General features: G+C 59.6%; 18 protein-coding genes and 1 pseudogene. 11 read left to right on the top strand and 8 right to left on the bottom strand.

From position 1 onward, the window contains the following. Positions 1 to 68: 68 nt before the first annotated feature. Positions 69 to 815, bottom strand: coding sequence for a YebC/PmpR family DNA-binding transcriptional regulator (locus tag VCJ09_RS07830; RefSeq protein WP_324733843.1), 747 nt, complete (start codon positions 813 to 815; stop codon positions 69 to 71). Positions 816 to 903: 88 nt separating this feature from the next. Further along, positions 904 to 2,679, bottom strand: coding sequence for an aspartate--tRNA ligase (gene aspS, locus VCJ09_RS07825; protein WP_324733842.1), 1,776 nt, complete (start codon positions 2,677 to 2,679; stop codon positions 904 to 906). 281 nt (positions 2,680 to 2,960) lie between these two features. On the opposite strand from aspS, the gene VCJ09_RS07820 reads away from it, so the two are divergent. The 3 genes from VCJ09_RS07820 (at position 2,961) to VCJ09_RS07810 (ending at position 5,601) form a co-directional block, all read left to right on the top strand. Then, positions 2,961 to 4,079: an HD domain-containing phosphohydrolase gene (locus VCJ09_RS07820; RefSeq protein ID WP_324733840.1), complete on the top strand. Its 1,119-nt coding sequence runs from the start codon at positions 2,961 to 2,963 to the stop codon at positions 4,077 to 4,079. A 99-nt stretch (positions 4,080 to 4,178) separates the two neighbouring features. Then, positions 4,179 to 4,997 carry an SDR family oxidoreductase gene (locus tag VCJ09_RS07815; protein WP_324733839.1) on the top strand — a complete coding sequence of 273 codons (819 nt, stop codon included), beginning with the start codon at positions 4,179 to 4,181 and terminating at the stop codon, positions 4,995 to 4,997. Between the two features lie 133 nt (positions 4,998 to 5,130). Next, a complete protein-coding gene (locus tag VCJ09_RS07810) occupies positions 5,131 to 5,601 on the top strand; it encodes a Dps family protein (protein ID WP_079201312.1) in 471 nt (156 codons plus the stop codon). A 240-nt stretch (positions 5,602 to 5,841) separates the two neighbouring features. Here the strand turns inward: VCJ09_RS07810 and VCJ09_RS07805 are convergent, their stop codons facing one another. Beyond that, complete coding sequence (locus VCJ09_RS07805) at positions 5,842 to 7,215, bottom strand: IS1182 family transposase (protein WP_324733838.1); 1,374 nt, start codon at positions 7,213 to 7,215, stop codon at positions 5,842 to 5,844. A 128-nt stretch (positions 7,216 to 7,343) separates the two neighbouring features. Here VCJ09_RS07805 and VCJ09_RS07800 point away from each other — a divergent pair, with 128 nt between their 5' ends. From VCJ09_RS07800 to VCJ09_RS07790, 3 genes and pseudogenes are all read left to right on the top strand, one after another. Then, entirely contained in the window at positions 7,344 to 8,411 is a 1,068-nt protein-coding gene (locus tag VCJ09_RS07800) for a GGDEF domain-containing protein (RefSeq protein WP_324733837.1), read from the top strand. Between the two features lie 154 nt (positions 8,412 to 8,565). After that, positions 8,566 to 8,901, top strand: a pseudogene (locus VCJ09_RS07795) (cold shock domain-containing protein membrane protein); the annotation flags it as partial. Between the two features lie 63 nt (positions 8,902 to 8,964). Then, positions 8,965 to 9,189: a cold-shock protein gene (locus tag VCJ09_RS07790; RefSeq protein WP_177345259.1), complete on the top strand. Its 225-nt coding sequence runs from the start codon at positions 8,965 to 8,967 to the stop codon at positions 9,187 to 9,189. A gap of 191 nt (positions 9,190 to 9,380) precedes the next feature. Here the strand turns inward: VCJ09_RS07790 and VCJ09_RS07785 are convergent, their stop codons facing one another. Further along, on the bottom strand, positions 9,381 to 9,587 hold the full coding sequence (locus VCJ09_RS07785; protein WP_324733836.1) for a SlyX family protein: 207 nt from the start codon (positions 9,585 to 9,587) through the stop codon (positions 9,381 to 9,383). A 3-nt stretch (positions 9,588 to 9,590) separates the two neighbouring features. Next, positions 9,591 to 10,016, bottom strand: coding sequence for an HIT family protein (locus tag VCJ09_RS07780; RefSeq protein ID WP_324733835.1), 426 nt, complete (start codon positions 10,014 to 10,016; stop codon positions 9,591 to 9,593). Between the two features lie 739 nt (positions 10,017 to 10,755). On the opposite strand from VCJ09_RS07780, the gene VCJ09_RS07775 reads away from it, so the two are divergent. Continuing rightward, positions 10,756 to 12,018, top strand: a complete 1,263-nt coding sequence (locus tag VCJ09_RS07775) for an OprD family porin (RefSeq protein WP_324733834.1) — start codon at positions 10,756 to 10,758, stop codon at positions 12,016 to 12,018. 97 nt (positions 12,019 to 12,115) lie between these two features. Here the strand turns inward: VCJ09_RS07775 and VCJ09_RS07770 are convergent, their stop codons facing one another. Next, positions 12,116 to 12,523, bottom strand: coding sequence for a PaaI family thioesterase (locus VCJ09_RS07770; protein ID WP_154067152.1), 408 nt, complete (start codon positions 12,521 to 12,523; stop codon positions 12,116 to 12,118). A gap of 114 nt (positions 12,524 to 12,637) precedes the next feature. On the opposite strand from VCJ09_RS07770, the gene VCJ09_RS07765 reads away from it, so the two are divergent. Genes VCJ09_RS07765 through VCJ09_RS07755 form a run of 3 tightly spaced genes read left to right on the top strand, consistent with a single transcriptional unit; the run spans position 12,638 to position 15,913 of the window. Then, positions 12,638 to 14,353, top strand: coding sequence for a proline--tRNA ligase (locus VCJ09_RS07765; RefSeq protein ID WP_324733833.1), 1,716 nt, complete (start codon positions 12,638 to 12,640; stop codon positions 14,351 to 14,353). Positions 14,354 to 14,378: 25 nt separating this feature from the next. Continuing rightward, complete coding sequence (locus VCJ09_RS07760) at positions 14,379 to 15,332, top strand: hypothetical protein (RefSeq protein ID WP_324733832.1); 954 nt, start codon at positions 14,379 to 14,381, stop codon at positions 15,330 to 15,332. 8 nt (positions 15,333 to 15,340) lie between these two features. Further along, positions 15,341 to 15,913, top strand: a complete 573-nt coding sequence (locus tag VCJ09_RS07755; RefSeq protein WP_324733831.1) for a transglycosylase SLT domain-containing protein — start codon at positions 15,341 to 15,343, stop codon at positions 15,911 to 15,913. A gap of 66 nt (positions 15,914 to 15,979) precedes the next feature. Here VCJ09_RS07755 and VCJ09_RS07750 read toward each other — a convergent pair whose 3' ends face one another. Continuing rightward, positions 15,980 to 16,255 carry an acylphosphatase gene (locus VCJ09_RS07750; protein ID WP_324733830.1) on the bottom strand — a complete coding sequence of 92 codons (276 nt, stop codon included), beginning with the start codon at positions 16,253 to 16,255 and terminating at the stop codon, positions 15,980 to 15,982. A 4-nt stretch (positions 16,256 to 16,259) separates the two neighbouring features. Further along, a complete protein-coding gene (locus tag VCJ09_RS07745) occupies positions 16,260 to 16,739 on the bottom strand; it encodes a TlpA disulfide reductase family protein (RefSeq protein WP_324733829.1) in 480 nt (159 codons plus the stop codon). Positions 16,740 to 16,769: 30 nt separating this feature from the next. Here VCJ09_RS07745 and VCJ09_RS07740 point away from each other — a divergent pair, with 30 nt between their 5' ends. Further along, entirely contained in the window at positions 16,770 to 18,179 is a 1,410-nt protein-coding gene (locus VCJ09_RS07740; RefSeq protein ID WP_324733828.1) for a PilZ domain-containing protein, read from the top strand. Positions 18,180 to 18,283 lie beyond the last annotated feature (104 nt).

Below are 18,283 nucleotides of genomic sequence, written 5' to 3'. Positions count from 1 at the left end.
ATAAAAAAACCGGAAGCCCCTGGACAACAACACCCCAGCAGCTTCCGGCCCTTGCGCTCAAGCAACAATCAGCCAAGCTGCTCCATGATCTCGTCGGGAATCTCGGCGTTGTGATAGACGCTCTGCACGTCGTCGAGGTCTTCCAGCATGTCGATCAGCTTGATCACTTTCTGCGCTGTTTCCAGGTCGGTGACAGGCGCACTGACCGACGGGATCATCGCCACCTCGGCCTCGTCACCCCTGAACCCGGCATTGCCCAGCGCTTCGTTTACCGTGTGGAAGTCGGCAAACGCGGTATAGACCTCGACCGAACCATCCTCGGCACTGACGATATCGTCGGCACCGGCTTCCAGCGCTGCTTCCATCAAGGCATCTTCATCGACCCCTGGGGCGTAGCTGATCTGCCCTTTGCGCTCGAACATATAGGCCACCGAGCCATCGGTGCCCAGATTACCGCCACACTTGGTAAAGGCATGCCGCACCTCGGCTGCGGTGCGATTGCGGTTATCGGTCATGGCTTCGACGAAGATTGCCACGCCACTCGGCGCATAACCTTCGTAGCTCAGCTCGGCCATGTTGTCGGCTTCGTCCGAGCCGACGCCGCGAGCGATCGCCCGGTCGATGGTGTCGCGGGTCATATTGGCGGTCAGCGCCTTCTCCATGGCCAGGCGCAGACGCGGATTGTCTGCCGGCAGACCACCGCCCTTGGCGGCGACGGTAAGCTCACGAATGAGCTTGGTGAAGATCTTGCCGCGCTTGGCGTCTTGACGCCCTTTGCGGTGCTTGATGTTGGCCCATTTGGAATGACCAGCCATAACTCACTCCGTCATCACTTAAATCAGGTTTCGTAAAAACCATAACGAAGAAGCCTGGAAAATCCAGGCTCCTTGTCGTCGGCAAGGCTCACTCGGCCTTGGGTTTCTCGCGCAGGCGAATGTGCAATTCGCTCAACGCCTTGGCATCCACCACACCCGGCGCCTGAGTCATGACGCAGGCCGCGCTCTGGGTTTTCGGGAAGGCGATCACTTCGCGGATCGACTGCGCGCCGGTCATCAGCATCACCAGACGATCCAGACCGAAGGCCAGGCCACCGTGCGGCGGCGCACCGAACTTGAGAGCATCGAGGAGGAAGCCGAACTTCTCCTGCTGCTCCTCCTCGCCGATGCCGAGCAAGCGGAACACCGCCTGCTGCATTTCCTTGCGATGGATACGGATCGAACCGCCACCCAGCTCGGTGCCATTGAGCACCATGTCGTAGGCACGCGACAGCGCGGTGGCAGGATTAGCCGCCAGCTCTTCTGGGCTGCACTTCGGCGCCGTGAACGGGTGGTGCAGTGCGTTCAAGCTGCCGTCGTCGCTCTCCTCGAACATCGGGAAGTCGATCACCCACAGCGGTGCCCACTCGCACGTGAACAAATTGAGGTCGTGACCCAGTTTGATCCGCAGCGCACCCAGAGCTTCGCTGACGATCTTGGCCTTATCGGCACCGAAGAACACGATATCGCCATCGACCGCACCGACGCGATCGAGGATCACATTGAGATTGTCCAGCGGGATGTTCTTGACGATCGGCGACTGCAGACCTTCGACACCCTTGGCACGCTCGTTGACCTTGATATAGGCCAACCCGCGGGCGCCGTAGATGCCGACGAACTTGGTGTAGTCGTCGATCTGCTTGCGCGGCGTGCTCGCCCCGCCTGGCACGCGCAACGCTGCAACCCGGCATTTCGGGTCGTTGGCCGGACCGCTGAACACCTTGAAATCGACGTCCTTGAGCTGATCGGCGACATCCACCAGCTCCAGCGGAATACGCAGGTCCGGCTTGTCCGAGCCATAGCGGCGCATGGCTTCTGCGAAGGTCATGTGCGGGAAGTCGGCGAACTCGACGTCCAGCACCGCCTTGAACAGCTGGCGGATCATCTTCTCGGTAATGCCCATGATGTCGGCTTCATCGAGAAAGCTGGTCTCGATGTCGATCTGGGTGAATTCAGGTTGACGATCGGCGCGCAGGTCTTCGTCGCGGAAGCACTTGGCGATCTGGTAGTAGCGATCGAAGCCGGCGACCATCAACAGCTGCTTGAACAGCTGCGGCGACTGCGGCAGAGCGAAGAAACTGCCGGCGTGGGTGCGACTCGGCACCAGGTAGTCACGCGCGCCTTCAGGGGTGGCGCGAGTGAGGATCGGCGTTTCCACATCGAGGAAGCCGTTCTCGTCCAGGTAGCGACGGATGCTGGTGGTGATACTCGAGCGCAGCTTCAACTTGGCCGCCATTTCCGGACGGCGCAGGTCGATAAAGCGGTAACGCAGGCGGGTTTCTTCGCCGACATCGGTGTATTCATTGAGCGGGAACGGCGGGGTTTCCGCCTCGTTCAGCACTTCCAATTCATAACCGAGCACTTCGATGGCGCCGCTGGCCATGTTGGCATTGCCGGCACCGGCGGGACGCAGGCGTACCTTGCCGGTGATTTTCACCACATACTCGCTGCGCACTTTATCCGCGGCGGCAAAGGTCTCGGCACGATCCGGGTCGAACACCACCTGAGCCAGGCCTTCGCGGTCACGGATGTCGAGGAAGATCACCCCGCCATGGTCACGGCGGCGGTGCACCCAACCGCAAAGGGTGATTTCCTGACCGTCCAGGCTCTCGTTCAGTTGGCCGCAATAATGGCTACGCATCATGGTGGTAGTCGCTTCTCTTGAGTCTTGAATTCGTTGGGCCGCGTGGAGCGCGGCGCTTGTCCGAGGTCATGCCTGGCGGCAGATTCACACGGTATTTTCTGCAATTACTGTATTGGACGGGGCCAGCAATCGACCAACGGCGCACTTGCGCCAGACCGCCCTCAACCCGCATTTCGCGGCAAAGCGCGGGATTATATATGGTTAAGCCGTCACTTGCAGCCGCCAGCCCAAGCACGTTTACCGAGCCGTCTATACTCACCCAACCCCTACGGAGAGCACCCATGATCAAATCCAGTTCCAGCGAACTGTCCAATGATGTGCTGGAAGATTTTCGCCAGGAAGCCGCGGAACAGTTTCAGCGCTGCGAACAACTGCTTATCGAACTGGATCACTGCCCCGATGATAAAGAGAAGCTGCGCGATCTGTTCCGCCAGGTACATACCCTCAAGGGTAACTTGGGCTACATCGGCCTGAACGCCCTGATGCCCCTGCCACAGGCTATGGAGGATGTTCTGGATTGCCTGCGCGAGGCGCGCTTGAACTTTGACAGCTTGCTCGGCGACATCCTGCTGGTGTCCCTGGATCACCTCAAAGAGCTGATAGCCCAAGGCCTTGGCGGCACCACTGCCCGCCTCGATCACGCGCAGCTCCATGCACTCAGCCAAGCTTTGCGCGAACTGGCGGCTGCACCCGCCTCCCGACAGGCCGAGGTTCGTCGCTCGCTGTTGCAACAACTCGACCCCAGCAGCCACCTGCCCACCCCTACAGCCAGGAACGACCCGCAGGCGACGGAACTACTCAAACAGCATGGTATTGCGATGGATCCAGACCTGCTGTTTTTCATCGAACTGATGCAGGCCAGCGAGCATCGCTCGCACTACTGGCAGGGTCGAGGCCTACGCCAACTGGATCTGGCCTTGGCCATCAACCAGCTTGGCAATACACCGGAACACCCCGCACAACTGGCGGCGGCGGTATGCCTGCATGACCTGGGCATGGCCTTTCTACCGCTGGACACGCTGCACAAGGAAGCCCGCCTCAATGACGAGGAACGCCAGCAGATGCAATCACACCCACACTTGACTTACGACTTGTTGAAACGGATGCCCTGCTGGGATGCAGCCGCCGACATCGTCCGGCAACACCACGAGCATGCCGACGGCAGCGGCTACCCCGAAGGCCTGCAGGAGCGTGATATCCGCCCCGGCGCCCTGATCCTCAATATCGTCGACACCTTCGATGCACGCACCCATGAGCGCGCCCACCAAACCTTGAGCAAGCGCCCGCTACTGCGCGCCATCCTCGAAATCAACGGCCTGGCAGGCCAGCAATTCAGCCCGCACTGGGTCGACGTATTCAACCGTACCCTGCAGCAACTCCCAGCCCTCGCGCATTGCTGAGTCCCTTGCGCCAGACCAGTACGCCTGCCTAAGCTCGCCAGCACAGTCACTGCACCACTCACACAGATAGCAGAGCGCAAGCTCGACTCAGGGAGTTATATGCAATCGCTTGCAGGCAAGGTAGCCGTAATAACCGGCGCAGGTTCAGGTATTGGCCGCGCCCTCGCCGAACTACTGGCCAAGCAAGGCTGCCATCTGGCACTGGCCGACATAAATGCCGCCAACCTGGAAAGCATCGCTAGCACCTTGCGCCAGCAAGACCGCCAGGTCAGCAGCCACGTCCTCGATGTAGCCGATCGCGCATCCGTCTTCGCCTTTGCCGACGCCGTACTGGCCCACCACGGCAACGCCCACCTGATCATCAACAACGCCGGCGTGGCCGTGTCACAAACCATTGCGAACCTGAGCTATGAGGACTTCGAATGGATAATGGGCATCAATTTCTGGGGCGTCGTGCACGGCACCAAAGCCTTTCTGCCGCACCTGCTGAAAAACAACGCAGGCCACATCGTCAATGTTTCCAGCATATTCGGCATCGTCAGCATGCCCTCACAGGGGGCATATAACGCCAGCAAGTTTGCCGTCCGCGGCTTTACCGAAGCCTTGCGCCAGGAACTGCACAGCAGCAACGTGCAGGTCAGTTGCGTTCACCCTGGCGGGATCAAAACCGACATCGCCCGCTCGGCGCGCTTTTACCAGGGCATCAACGGCCAATGCGACGCCAGTCGGGCAGCTGCAGACTTCGACACGCTGGCCCACACCACCGCGGAACAGGCCGCCAGAGTCATCGTCGAAGGAATCAAAGGCAAACGCCCACGCATCCTCATCGGCAACGACGCCCGCCTCCTCGACTGGATTCAACGCCTGCTGCCGAGCGCCTACCCCAGGCTGCTGGCCAGGCTAATACGCAAGCGTTGAACCCCACACGCCCCATAGCCTCAGACAATGGCGCTTATTGACATAAGCCAAGATCAAGCCTGCAGAGCCCATGCTAGGCTCTGCCCCATCGCGGAGCCAGACAAGCTCCGAGCCACCTGAAAGGAGAAATGGTATGGAAATCAATATCGGAATCGCTGAGCAGGATCGCGCCGCCATCGCTGAAGGCCTGTCTCGCCTACTCGCCGACACTTACACCCTGTATTTGAAAACCCACAACTTCCACTGGAACGTCACCGGCCCGATGTTCAACACCCTTCACCTGATGTTCGAAGGGCAATACACCGAACTGGCACTGGCCGTCGATCAGATCGCCGAGCGGATCCGCGCTCTGGGTTTCCCAGCACCCGGCACCTACGCCGCCTATGCGCGCCTGTCCTCAATCAAGGAAGAGGAAGGCGTACCAAGCGCTACCGACATGATCAAACAACTGGTTCAAGGCCAGGAGGCCGTGATCCGTACGGCTCGCGGGATCTTCCCTTTGCTCGACAAGGTCAGCGACGAACCTACCGCAGACGTGCTGACCCAGCGCATGCAAGTGCATGAAAAAACCGCCTGGATGCTGCGCAGCCTGCTCGACGCCTGACGGCCTCCGGATCCAAAGCGCCTTTACTGATTGAAACAACAAACAGGTAAAGACCACTCTCGGTCTTTGCCTGGAACTTGCAACAGGATCGCCCTGGGCCGAAATGCGCCTAGCAGCCTGTCGGACTTGAATTCATGAGCGGGGCATCAATAGTGAGGCGAAGAAACTTGCCTCAGTATTTAGGTATTTTCAGGCATTCTTGCCCCGGACTTCCTGGGATCGAACGGGTTTAGTCCATTCTTACCCGCAGTGGACGGATTTGTGGCGCAAAACGGCCATGCGTTTCAAATTCCAGGCCAGACAAACCAGGCGCCATTCCCCGCTCACCTTGCCCTTGCCTCGCAGCAGAAACTGACGAAAACCCATCACCGACTTGATGATGCCGAACACCGGCTCCACCGTCTGTTTGCGCAGCGCATAGAGGCGGCGCCCCGGCTGAGCCTTGAGCTTGTGCGCCATGCGTTGCTGGGCCGTGGCGTCGATGTCGAGCGGTGCCGGTTCCGCGAAGCGCGCTCGCCAGCCGGGGTGGTGGTCTTCGCGCGCCACCGCCAGGTAGGGTTCGATTTCGGCCGCTTCGCAGGCGGCGATGTTGCTTTCGCTGCTGTAGCCACAGTCCCCGAGCAGCGCCTGCACCTGGCCCAACGAGGCCGGCAGTGCCTTGAGCTCGGCCAGCATGGGGACAACTTGTTGCTTGTCGTTGCCCGACTGGGTGAGGCCCTGCGCCACCACCAGCAGCGTGTCGGTATCCACCGCCGCCTGGGCGTTGTAGCACTGTTCGAAGCCGCCGCCGGCCACCCGCATGATGCGCGAGTCTTCGTCGGTGAGGTTGATTTGGTCGTGCGCCGCAGGCCCTTCCACCGGTGCTTTTGGCGGCTTGCCGCCGGGCTTCTTGCCAGTTTCTGCCGTGCGTGCCGCACGCTTGGCGAGTTTTTCCTGGTAGACGGCCTGATCCTGCTCGAAGCGCACGCGGGCGCGCGCCTCGATCTTGGCCTTCGCCGCGTCCATGGCGACCAATCGATCTTGCCGGCGTTTAATCTCGTCCGGCAGGTCGATGCCATCGGGGCGTTCTGTCTGGTCGGCGCTTTCTGCCAGCGCCAGGAGCTCCTGCACTTCGGTCTTGAGCTGGCGTTCGAGTGCCTGGATATGGCCATAGGAAAGTGCGCTATGGCGTGAGGCGTTGGCATGCAACTTGGTGCCGTCGAGGCTGATGGTGCCGAGCTTGAGCAGCTTCATTTCCCCCGCCAGCGCCAGCACCTGGAGGAAGATGTCGGCCAACTCGTCGAGGAAGCGCCGGCGGAAGCTCGCCAGGGTGTCGTGATCGGGGTGGCTGCCGGCTGCGAGGTAGCGAAAGGCGAGCGAGTCGTAAGTGGCGCGCTCAATCTTACGGCTGGAAAAGGTGCCGCTGGCATAGCCATAGACCAGCAGGCTGAGCAGCACCTCGGGGTGGTAGGCGGCGCTGCCGCGTCCGCCGTAGGCGCGGGTGAGCGCGCTCAGGTCGAGCCGTTCGATGGCTTCGAGAATGAAGCGAGCCAGGTGATCTTCTGGCAGCCAGTCATCCAGCGATGGCGGGAGCAGGTAGTCAGTCTTGCGGTCGATCGGGCGAAAGCGGTTCATACGGGGGCATCGGCTGGGCGGTGCCGGGATTATCCTGGAATACAGCGATTAAGTCCGACAGGCTGCTAGGCGCAAGACAGGTGCTTGTTCTATGCTTCAGCCATCCGCAACTTGCCACAGTGACGTGCATGAGCAAGCCAAACAAAACCCCCAGCATTCTTGAGCGTTACCCCGAAGACACGCGCGCGGCGGCCGCCCTGCTGAAGCAGGCCGTACCGTTGATGATGAGTCATGGCATACCACCCAATCCGCTGCACTACGCCCTTTGGTATACCTACAGCCAAGGCCAGGAGCCGGAACTCAATCGTCGCTTGGACAAGATCGTCACAGACTTCGACAGCGTTCCAGCGGAAGCAGCCGTCAAACTGTTCCACGACTACATCATTCGCCACGAACTCGAAGAAGCCCGCGCCGGCCAACAACAAGTCATCGAACTGGTTGATGGCATCGAAGACGACGTCTCACGCAGCGTGGTTGGTAGTCACAACTATCAAGCCAGCCTAGAACAGGGCCTCGCCGCACTGCAAGAACCGATCATCGATGACCTGCCCAACGTATTGAACGACCTGCAACAAAGCACCCAACTGATGCAGGAGCAGCAAGAGAAGTTTCTCTACCGCATACGTGCAGCGCAGAGCGAGATCCAGCACCTGCGCGGCCAACTGGAACGCGCCCACGTCGCGGCAACTCTCGACAGCCTGACCCAGGTATTCAACCGGCACGCCTTTACCCGCCTGATGGAACAGGCACTCACCGGTGAACATCAAGGCGTGGCCCTGGTGATGCTGGATATAGACCATTTCAAACAGTTTAACGATCAATATGGTCACCCCCTCGGTGATCGGGTTCTGCAGCATGTCGGCCAACTGCTGCGCGACGCACTGCCACCGCGCGCCACCGCTGCACGCTACGGCGGCGAAGAGTTCTGCGTGATTCTTCGCGAATGCTTCGATACCCAGAGCGCATACGCCTTCGCCGAAGGCCTGCGCATGAAAATCCAGTCACTGCGTATAAAAGTACGCCGCTCCGACCAGGTACTCGACAGCATCAGCGCCTCCTTCGGTTTCGCCCTGGCCAAACCCGGCGATGATCTGGAAAGCCTGCTTACCCGCGCCGATGACGCGCTTTACCAAGCCAAACACAACGGTCGCAACCTGGTACACCCCGAGCGCTGCGAAAGCGCCCTAAGCGCTTGATTTGAGTAGCTCACCTCTTTGCTGTTAAATACGTCCCGTGCCGCTGCTCCGAGCCATTGGATCAGCGCATAGGCCGACTACGTGCGCATCCACCACGCCCTCAACTCAAGGCAATGCCTGTGCAATCGGCTCTTCCTAGCGATCCTTTTAATAAATGAGCTCATTGAATATGTTGAAAATCGTCCACCTGCTAGCGGGCTTCACCGCCCTGCTGCTGTCATTTGTGCCAAGCCTCAGCAATGACACCCTGCCATTCCTGCAACAGCCAGAGGCCCTGAGCCTTGCCTTGTTCGGCTTACTTAACCTGATCCTGGCACCCCAACTGCCTATCTGGCATGCCGACCTGCGCCATCAACTGCAAAACCTGGTTTCTGCCTTGCTGGTATTGGGCACATTGTTGCAAGCCTTGATCCTACTGGCTCCTCTACCAACGATTGTCGATCTGCCCGCCACCCTATTCAGCCTACTCACCGTGCTCGCCGCAGTGCTGCTGCACCTGGCGACCAACCTGCGCCTGAAAGTCCGCGACAACGCCGCCGCCACAACGCATAACATGACCGATCGGGAAACCGGCACAGTTAAGTGGTTCAATACATCCAAAGGTTTCGGCTTCATTTCCCGCGACTCGGGTGACGACATCTTCGTGCACTTCCGCGCAATTCGTGGCGAAGGGCATCGGGTACTGGTCGAAGGCCAGCGCGTCGAGTTCTCCGTCATGCAACGCGACAAGGGCCTGCAAGCGGAAGATGTGATTGCCGCCACCCCCGCCCGCCGCTAATCCCGGCGCAAAGCAAAAAGCCCGCAAAATGCGGGCTTTTCTGTTTATAAGACGGTTCTAGTGACCTGATCGGGTAATCCATTTATCCAACGGCTCAAGCCTGTCTGGAACCTTGCAGGAGGCCGGGCCTCCCAGAGCCAAGACTCAAGCCGGCGATTTTGAGTTAACCCACTAACCGTACAGACCACTAATTAATAGTGAGGCGGTGGCGCCTCCTCTTCAGCCGAGTCGAGCTGCCCGCCGACTTCCTCCTGACGCCTGGCCAAGGCCGCAACCTGCAACTGCAAGCGCTCCATTTCCCGCTGCTGCGCCACCAGCACATCATTGAGTGTTTGAATGGTGTCATCCTGAAAAGCCAGCCGGCTTTCCAGATCGGTAATTCGCTGTTCCGCGTCCATCCCTCAGCCCTCGATAAAACAGAAATTATCAGCCAACACCAGACGCAACCTGTCCTTGATCACCAGCGCCTGTTCATCGTTATACGGCTGCGCAGGCAGCTTACCCCACACCGGCGCTGGCCAGGCTGCATCATCACGACGCCGAACAATCACATGCATGTGCAGCTGGCTGACCATATTACCCAGGGTTGCGACATTCATTTTGTCGGCGCCAAAGGCATCCTTCAGCGTTTCTGCCAACATCGTGGCTTCTTGCCACAAGGCTTGTTGATCCAATGCGTCGAGCTGAAACAGTTCGCTCACCTCTTCGCGCCTGGGCACTAGGACAAACCAGGGGTAATGCGCGTCATTCATCAACAATAAACGGCACAGCGCGAAATCGCCTACCGGCAGAGTGTCCTGCTGCAAACGCGGATCCAAAACGAACATAGGCCACCCTCCTGCCAGACCATTGAATAGACAAAGCTTAGCGCCATAAGCACAAACCCGACATGCTACGCGACGGGCCAGCAGGATACGCGGGAGCCGCAGTAGATTCACCTGCCCACTCGATCACGGCAAAGGCGCCACAGCTCGCCATACAGCAGCACACGCCACCAGAGCACGCACCATTATTGCGCACAGTTTGTTTCCTACCGTAATGGAAAGCCCTGCAGGCGTTACCGCTGCAACTCACCCTTCCCAGCAGAATGCTGCCAAACACACAGCGACAGACGCCAGACCAGCCATCCCTTCGCCGCGTGCACAAGCGACAAGGAGTGCCTGCAACCCCTATGAAACCTGGCGACAAAGTCTTTACAAGGCTCGCCAGAACAAGCCTAGCCCCGCAATAGCTCAACCAATGATGAAAATTCAGAATTTGAGCACGACTTTTGCTTTAAGCTTTCCCGCCGCTCGAGATACGCTGCAACACAACAAAAGACCCGAGTGCAAGTAACCGAAATGGCAGAATTCGTCAGCGCTGCAAAATACACGCGGAAATCTACAGAATTGCGACATGCTTCATCGTCTTTTGCGACATGACCGTGAACAAAGCGCAAGGAATAGATTGCAACTATCGCCAACTTTGGCTGCGTGCTATAAGTTAGCGCCGACACAAAAAGAAAGAGCTGTCCGTATAACAATTACTTGGACAGCGCAACTCTTCTAAACCAAAGGAGCAATCACGATGCAAGTGATGAAGTGGAGCGTAATCGCCCTCGCAGTAGCAGCGGGCAGTACCCAAATGGCCGTGGCCTCTAGTCAATCCGAGTCCAAGGGTTTTCTTGAAGACAGCACTTTCAATATCTTCAACCGTGCGCTGTATCACAACCGTGACTACCGCCATGGTGCCTCGAACGCGACTCCAAACGGCAAACAAACTGGCTATTTTGAAGAATTCGGCCTGGGCATTCGCCTGCTGGCTGAGTCCGGCTTTACCCAGGGCACCGTCGGTGTGGGCGTCGACGCACACAGCTTGAGCAGCATCAAGCTGGACACTGGTCGCGGCCGCACTCGCGGTTTCGACCAGTTCGCAGCAGACGGCGAAGGGCGTCCTGAAGACACCCAAACTGAAGTAGGCGGCGCCATCAAGTTTCGCGTCTCCGACACCGTACTGAAGTACGGCAACCAGATGACTGGCAGCCCGGTGTTCAGCACCGACGACAGCCGCATCCTGCCGGAAGTCGCTACCGGCACCCTGCTGACCAGCAACGAAATCGAAGGCCTGGAACTGACCGCCGGTCGCTTCACTGCCATGAGCAGCCAGACTCAGACAACTCGTGACGACTTTGGCCTAAAATCTGCCAATATCCTCGGCGCCAGCTACAGCTTCACCGATAACTTCAGCGGCGCCATCCACCGCTCCGACATCGAAGATCACTTCAAAAAGACCTATGTCAATTTGAACTACAACCTGCCTATCACTGACGAGCAGGCTCTGAACTTCGACTTCAACGGCTACAAAACCACGGACGACGGTCGTGCTCTGTCCGGTGCATCCGACAACAAGATCTGGAGCCTGGCAGCAGCCTACTCCATGGGCGCCCACACCCTCACCCTAGCCCACCAGCGCTCCTCCGGTGACAATGGCTACAACTACGGCATCGACGGCGGCGGCACGATCTGGCTGTCTAACTCCGTCCAAGTATCCGATTTCAACAGCGAAGACGAGCGCTCCTGGCAGGCTCGTTATGACCTGAACATGGCCACCTACGGCGTACCGGGCTTGAGCTTCATGACCCGCTACATTACAGGCGACAATGTTGACCGTGGTGTAGGCCTCAGCGAAGGCAAGGAACACGAATTGGATATGGAAGCCAAGTACGTGATCCAGGAAGGTCCCGCCAAGGACCTGTCCCTCCGCCTACGCAACGCTATTCAGCGCACCAACTTCTCCCGTGACACCAACGACTTCCGCATCATCGTTGAGTACCCGCTGTCCGTGCTGTAATCCAGCATTAGTTAGCGAGCAACATGAAAAGCCCGGCTTCTGCCGGGCTTTTTCTTTCCACCGATCAAACCATAATTAACAGTGAAACCTGGTTCGCTTACAGCGGCAACGCGTAAGTCCCCGTTACATGCGCCACCAACTCTTCTGCATTACCCAAAGAATACAGCGACACTTCACAAACTGCCTGCCGCCGACTTAACCGCAAAATCCGCGCCTCGGCCAACAAGTCCACCGGTTTCGGCTTGACCAGGAAGTTGATATTCAGGTTCGACGTTACCGCCATTTCCACCCGGCCCAACCGCCCCAGCACCACCGCATACATGGCCGCATCCGCCAGCGCCATGATGGTCGGCCCCGACAACGTGCCGCCCGGGCGTATCAGCTTGGCGTGGAAAGGCACCCGTGCCAGCACCCCCTGCGCATCCAGCCGATCAATGCACAGCTCGATGTCTTCCGCGATCGGCAACCCAGCCCGAATCAGCGCCTGAACCTGTTCCGCCGTCAATACCGTCACTCTTGCCTCCTCTTGAACCACCTACCTGCATCCTGTACGCAACAGTACAGGCACCGTACAATGCCGACCTATTAAAAGCCCTTGCAACCGACAGAACGGCCAACTATGCGCACCAGTCAGTTCCTGCTCTCGACACTCAAAGAAACTCCTTCCGATGCCGTGGTAATCAGCCACCAGCTCATGCTGCGCGCCGGCATGATCCGCAAACTCGCCTCGGGCCTGTATACCTGGCTACCAATGGGCCTGCGCGTCATGCGCAAGGTGGAAGCCATCGTCCGCGAGGAAATGAACGCTGCGGGCGCCCTGGAGGTGCTGATGCCGGCGATTCAGCCTGCCGAGTTGTGGCAGGAGTCAGGCCGCTGGGAGCAATACGGCCCAGAGTTGCTGCGCGTGAAGGATCGTCACGGCCGCGAGTTCTGCGTTGGCCCGACCCACGAAGAGGTGATCACCGACCTCGTTCGCAATGAATTGAGCAGCTACAAGCAACTGCCGCTTAATCTGTACCAGATCCAGACCAAGTTTCGCGACGAGATCCGCCCGCGTTTCGGCTTGATGCGTGGCCGTGAGTTCATCATGAAGGACGCCTACTCCTTCCATGTGGATCAGGCCTCGCTGCAGCAAACCTACGACCGCATGCACCAGGCCTACTGCAACATATTCACCCGTTTGGGCCTGAACTTCCGCCCGGTACAGGCCGATACCGGCTCGATCGGCGGCACCGGCTCCCATGAGTTCCACGTCCTGGCCGAATCCGGTGAAGACGATATCGCCTTCAGTGACAGCTCCGATTACGCCGCCAATATCGAGAAAGCCGAAGCCGTTCCGCGCGAAACCGCCCGTGGCCTAGCAAGCGAAGAAATGCGCCTGGTTGAGACCCTGAACACCAAGACCATCAACGACCTGGTCGTAGGCTTCAACCTGACCATCGAAAAAACCATCAAGACCCTGGTGGTGCATGGCGCCGAAGACGGCAAGCTGATCGCCCTGATCATTCGCGGTGACCACGAGCTGAACGAGATCAAGGCTGCCAACCTGGAACAAGTGGCCAGCCCGCTGGTAATGGCCTCGGAAGCCGAGCTGCGCGACGCCATCGGCGCTGGTGCCGGCTCGCTGGGCCCACTGAACCTGCCACTGCCGTGCATTGTCGATCGCTCGGTCGCCCTGATGAGCGATTTCGCCATCGGCGCCAATATCGACGACAAGCACTACTTTGGCGTGAACTGGGAGCGCGATCTGCCACTGCCGATCGTCGCCGACCTGCGTAACGTCGTCGCTGGCGACCCGAGCCCGGATGGCCAGGGAACCCTGGAGATCAAGCGCGGCATCGAAGTCGGGCACATCTTCCAGCTGGGCAGTAAATACAGCGAGGCGATGAACTGCACCGTGATGGGTGAAAACGGCAAGCCGGCGACCCTGACCATGGGCTGCTACGGCATCGGCGTAACGCGCGTGGTGGCCGCTGCCATCGAGCAGAACAACGACGAGCGCGGCATTCTCTGGAACGACACGCTGGCGCCCTTCCAGGTCGCCCTGGTGCCGTTGCGTTATGAAACCGAGGCTGTGCGCGAAACCACCGATCAGCTCTATGCCGACCTGACCGCTGCCGGTTTTGAAGTTTTGCTCGATGACCGTGACAAAAAGACCAGTCCGGGCATCAAATTCGCTGACATGGAGTTGATTGGCATCCCGCATCGCATCGTGATCAGCGATCGCGGCCTGGCCGAAGGCAATCTGGAATACAAGAGCCGCCAGGAAACCGAAGCTCAAGTGGTTGCCGTCACCGACATCCTGCCCTTCATCCAAGCACGTATCCGCCGCTGATTTCAGCCTTTTCATAAGAGCCGTCATGTACACACGAAGCACCTTAGGCCGCGTCGGCGCCGCACTCTGCGGCGCCCTCTTTTTGAATGGCTGCGCCAACCAGTTACCGCAACGCAGCGAGCATGAGGAGCGTGTCGAGCGAAAACTGCTGGATCACAGCCTGCAAATAGACGTTGGCGAGCCGCGCGTACTGGAACTACCGCAGCGGCGGGTGCGGGTGCACGAACAGAAAACCTTCGAGGTGAGCGCATTCGAGGTCAGCCGTCGCTACGACCGCTACACGCCTTACCAACCCTGGCGCGAACTCTACGAAATTCCGCTGGGCGCCGTTGCCGTAGTCGCCGGCATCGGCGCCAACGCCCTCAACGTGGTATTGCTCGGCAGCCTGCCGGACAGCGCCACCAAAGGCTGGATCAACTATGGCTTTGCCGGGCTTAACCCGTTCATCAACGTCGAGTCCAACGGCCGCTCGCAGCAGAACCTCGCCAGCCTCGACGAGCAGCGCCAGGACGCCCGCATGGAATACTCCAGCCTGCCCTGGGCCGAGCGCTCGGTCCTGGTCAAAGCCGGCGAGCAAACCCATGAGCTGCTGACCGACCGCAATGGTGTACTGCACCTCAACCTGCTCGACAGCCCCTTTGCCGAGCAGGATGTCAGCCGTATTGGCACCTTGCAGCTGAGCGTCGCAGACCCGCAAGGCTCGACCCGAGCGGATGCCTCCTTATTGGTCAGCCTCACCCTGCGCGGTAAGCTGCAGGAAGCGCACACGCTGATCTTCGACGACTTGGAAGGCGATGATGTCGAACAGTGGGTGCATCGGGTCAAGCGCTTGTCCGAGCTGGGCCTGGAAGAAGAAGCCAGTGAACTGGAACAGAGCCTGATCGAGCTGACCCGCAACGATCCCGAACTGCAGGAGAGCTTTCTCCAGGCGCTGACGCAGGACGCCGGGCGCCTGGTCGCCGATCCTGGCAACGACTGAACCGGAGCATGGCAGTGCGCCTGTACCTGACATTTGTGATCGCGCTGCTGTGCCTGCCCAGCCATGCCAACCTACGTCAGGCGCCCGAGCCGGAACTGCGGGATCTGCTGCAGCGCACAGTGGCCGAAGCCGATAGCTTTCAGGACCGCTTCGATGCGCAAGTCTGGCTGCTGGACATGTCGACCCGCATGACTCGCTATATCCCTGCCGCCAAAGAACGCCTGACCCTGCTCAGGCTGGTGCATCGCGAAGCCAGCAAGGCCGGCCTGCGTCCCGATCTGGTCCTGGCCCTGATCCACACCGAAAGCCATTTCGACCGCTTCGCCATTTCCTCGGCCGGCGCCCAGGGCATGATGCAGGTTATGCCCTTCTGGAAAGCCGAACTCGGTCGTCCGCAGGACAACCTCACCGATAACGCCACCAATCTGCGCTACGGCTGCACCATCCTCAGCTTCTATTTGCGCAAAGAGAACGGCAACCTGAGCCGCGCCCTGGCCCGCTACAACGGCAGCCTCGGCAAGCAGACCTACCCCGCCAAGGTCATCGGTTTCTGGCACGACTTCTGGTACGTCAAACCCTAAGCGAGCCGAGCGCCGCAGCGCCCAACACGCAAGCACAATCCCTGACCCTACAAGCCGTACAGCCGATCAGCCGCGCACCACAAACCCGGCAATCCCCTGCAAGGGTTGCTCTGCCAGTTCAAGTGCAACGACCTTGGCAGTGCATGGCCCCGCTTCGAGCCACAGAGCCAGCTCACGCACGGCCACCTCCTCGCCCTCGAACAACACCTCGACCCGGCCATCACTCAGGTTGCGCACCCAGCCATCCAGCTCCAGGCGCTCGGCTTGCATGGCGGTATTTTGGCGAAAACTCACCCCCTGCACCCGACCGCTGACATAACCGTGTAAACAAATGCGCTGCATGCCACTAGTCTCCATTACGCAAAGCCTGCACCCGCGCCGCTAGCCCAGCCGCCGTCTGCTCGCCAAGCAAGTGTTCGCGCATCTGCCCCCGATCATCGACGATATAGGTGACTGGCAGCACGGCATTGGGTGGCAACCCATAACGCGCGGCCGGGTCTTGCTCGAGCACGGTGAACTCAATCCCCATCGCATCTGCCGCCTTGGCCAATTCCGCGCCCTGCAAGCCGTCAAAGTTCACCCCCAAGACACTTACCGACTGCGCTTCAAGCTCTACGGCCAGGGCATTCAGTTCGGGAATTTCACTACGGCAGGGCGCGCACCACTCGGCCCAGTAATTAATCACCAACCACTGGCCTTCCAGACGCTCAGCCGGTACCTTTCGTCCATGCTGGTCGACGCCAACATCTTCGGCGCAACCAGCCAGAATCAAGCCGGCGCAAACTCCCATTACCGTACGAATAACAACCTGGAGTCGCGTTCCCATGCATTCGCTCCTCGTCCACATTGGGTTGATATGACGCTTGATGCCTTGCGCCTTGAAGTGCCGGACATCCGCGAAGAAGACGCGGCGCCTTTGGCCGACCTCACAGAGCGGTTAGCCCAAGCTCGCTCGCTGCAGCACGAGGATGCGCTACAACAGGTGCTTAGCCTGCTGTTCAGGCTCAACCGTAGTGCCATGACCTTACTCGAAAGGCAACGTGCGCTGCAAAACTGCAGCGATGAATATCGCCACTATGCCGCGGCTTACCTTAAAGGCAAGCCGCCATCGCCGCTATTCGTGCGCCTGTGTAACGAGCTGGCTATCGGTTTCAAACGCCTGTTGCTGCAAATCCTCAAAGGCCGGCAACCCTCGCGCCCACATTCGGCCTGGTGCCTGTATATGGCCCTGCATTTCCTCGCGCAGAGCCTGTTACGTCACTACCAACTGTATCAGGATTCCCCGCCCAGCCTGTGGCGCGACAGCCATCTGTTGTACTGGATTGGTGAACATCAGGAGTGCCTGGATGAACCGGTCGCGGCAGCCTTCCAGCCAACTCCAGCGAGCACCTTGCGCGGCCTGTACCAGCAGATGCTGCTGCTCGCCTTGAGCAACCCCTTTCACCTTGCCGAGGGCGAAAGCCCGCAGTTGTTTGGTGCCCTCGCCCCCCTGGCAGGCCTGGCTCGTTTGCGGTCTTGGGATGACGAGGGCGACAGCGAAGCGCCTATCGTCGACCTGACGGAGTCGCAGCCTTGCCTCGGCTACGCGCAACAACCCGATGGCAGCCGCGACTACCTGCGGCGTTTCGAACTGGGCGCCCTGCTGATCGCCCTGCATGATCCAGCCCCACTGCAGAGCACCAGCGACCGCCAACTGCTCGAGCGCGTTCAGCATCACTGGATGGGCCAGCAACAACGTCGCTACCCTCGCGAAGACTTTGACGTGGCTTGCAACCTGCTGGTTGGCTTGCCAGCCATCCACGCCCAACTGCTGGAGCAGCGGCCTTCCCCTCTGGCAGCCCAGATGCTCGATGCCAGCGCAGGTGGCGCTCGTCTGCTGTGCCAACCCGACCAAGCGGCGCACATATCCGTGGGTCAATTGGTGCTCTTGCTGACCAGCAGCCCGATACCACTTCTGGCGCTGGTGCGCTGGCGTCATCTCAATATCGAGGGGCTGCACCTGGGCCTGCACTACCTGAAAGGCCTGGCGAAACCGGTCTGGCTGCGCCGCACCCCCAGCGCACAAACTCACCAAGGCGTTTTGCAGAGCACACCAGCACCCGGCAATGGCTGGCATCATGGTCTGTGGCTGCCCAATGGGCAATTTGGCGAAGGGGAAAATCTCTGGTTGCAGCATGCCAACGTGCATAACCAGGTGATCATGCCACTCCCCCCGGCCACCCTCAGCACCGCCTCGGTCACACGCCACCCACTGTTTCTGACCTAAACAACGGGAACTGCGAGACGGATCACAGCGAGCGGCGGCCGAGCGCACAGTTTGCTCGGCACACCCCTGCTTATAATTCGCAGCCCATCGTCTCGATACGCTCC

It is taken from the genome of Pseudomonas paeninsulae (genome assembly GCF_035621475.1).
GTDB lineage: Bacteria > Pseudomonadota > Gammaproteobacteria > Pseudomonadales > Pseudomonadaceae > Aquipseudomonas > Aquipseudomonas paeninsulae.
This window is presented reverse-complemented; position numbering and strand designations above follow the sequence as displayed.

What these genes read in the sequence shown, in the direction of transcription:
- VCJ09_RS07755 (WP_324733831.1), top strand. Translation starts at nt 15,341, where the DNA reads ATGGCAGTGCGCCTGTACCTGACATTTGTGATCGCGCTGCTGTGCCTG.
- aspS (WP_324733842.1), bottom strand. Translation starts at nt 2,679, where the DNA reads ATGATGCGTAGCCATTATTGCGGCCAACTGAACGAGAGCCTGGACGGT.
- VCJ09_RS07760 (WP_324733832.1), top strand. Translation starts at nt 14,379, where the DNA reads ATGTACACACGAAGCACCTTAGGCCGCGTCGGCGCCGCACTCTGCGGC.
- VCJ09_RS07800 (WP_324733837.1), top strand. Translation starts at nt 7,344, where the DNA reads ATGAGCAAGCCAAACAAAACCCCCAGCATTCTTGAGCGTTACCCCGAA.
- VCJ09_RS07830 (WP_324733843.1), bottom strand. Translation starts at nt 815, where the DNA reads ATGGCTGGTCATTCCAAATGGGCCAACATCAAGCACCGCAAAGGGCGT.
- VCJ09_RS07805 (WP_324733838.1), bottom strand. Translation starts at nt 7,215, where the DNA reads ATGAACCGCTTTCGCCCGATCGACCGCAAGACTGACTACCTGCTCCCG.
- VCJ09_RS07740 (WP_324733828.1), top strand. Translation starts at nt 16,770, where the DNA reads ATGACGCTTGATGCCTTGCGCCTTGAAGTGCCGGACATCCGCGAAGAA.
- VCJ09_RS07810 (WP_079201312.1), top strand. Translation starts at nt 5,131, where the DNA reads ATGGAAATCAATATCGGAATCGCTGAGCAGGATCGCGCCGCCATCGCT.
- VCJ09_RS07815 (WP_324733839.1), top strand. Translation starts at nt 4,179, where the DNA reads ATGCAATCGCTTGCAGGCAAGGTAGCCGTAATAACCGGCGCAGGTTCA.
- VCJ09_RS07820 (WP_324733840.1), top strand. Translation starts at nt 2,961, where the DNA reads ATGATCAAATCCAGTTCCAGCGAACTGTCCAATGATGTGCTGGAAGAT.
- VCJ09_RS07750 (WP_324733830.1), bottom strand. Translation starts at nt 16,255, where the DNA reads ATGCAGCGCATTTGTTTACACGGTTATGTCAGCGGTCGGGTGCAGGGG.
- VCJ09_RS07775 (WP_324733834.1), top strand. Translation starts at nt 10,756, where the DNA reads ATGCAAGTGATGAAGTGGAGCGTAATCGCCCTCGCAGTAGCAGCGGGC.
- VCJ09_RS07765 (WP_324733833.1), top strand. Translation starts at nt 12,638, where the DNA reads ATGCGCACCAGTCAGTTCCTGCTCTCGACACTCAAAGAAACTCCTTCC.
- VCJ09_RS07785 (WP_324733836.1), bottom strand. Translation starts at nt 9,587, where the DNA reads ATGGACGCGGAACAGCGAATTACCGATCTGGAAAGCCGGCTGGCTTTT.
- VCJ09_RS07780 (WP_324733835.1), bottom strand. Translation starts at nt 10,016, where the DNA reads ATGTTCGTTTTGGATCCGCGTTTGCAGCAGGACACTCTGCCGGTAGGC.
- VCJ09_RS07745 (WP_324733829.1), bottom strand. Translation starts at nt 16,739, where the DNA reads ATGGGAACGCGACTCCAGGTTGTTATTCGTACGGTAATGGGAGTTTGC.
- VCJ09_RS07790 (WP_177345259.1), top strand. Translation starts at nt 8,965, where the DNA reads ATGACCGATCGGGAAACCGGCACAGTTAAGTGGTTCAATACATCCAAA.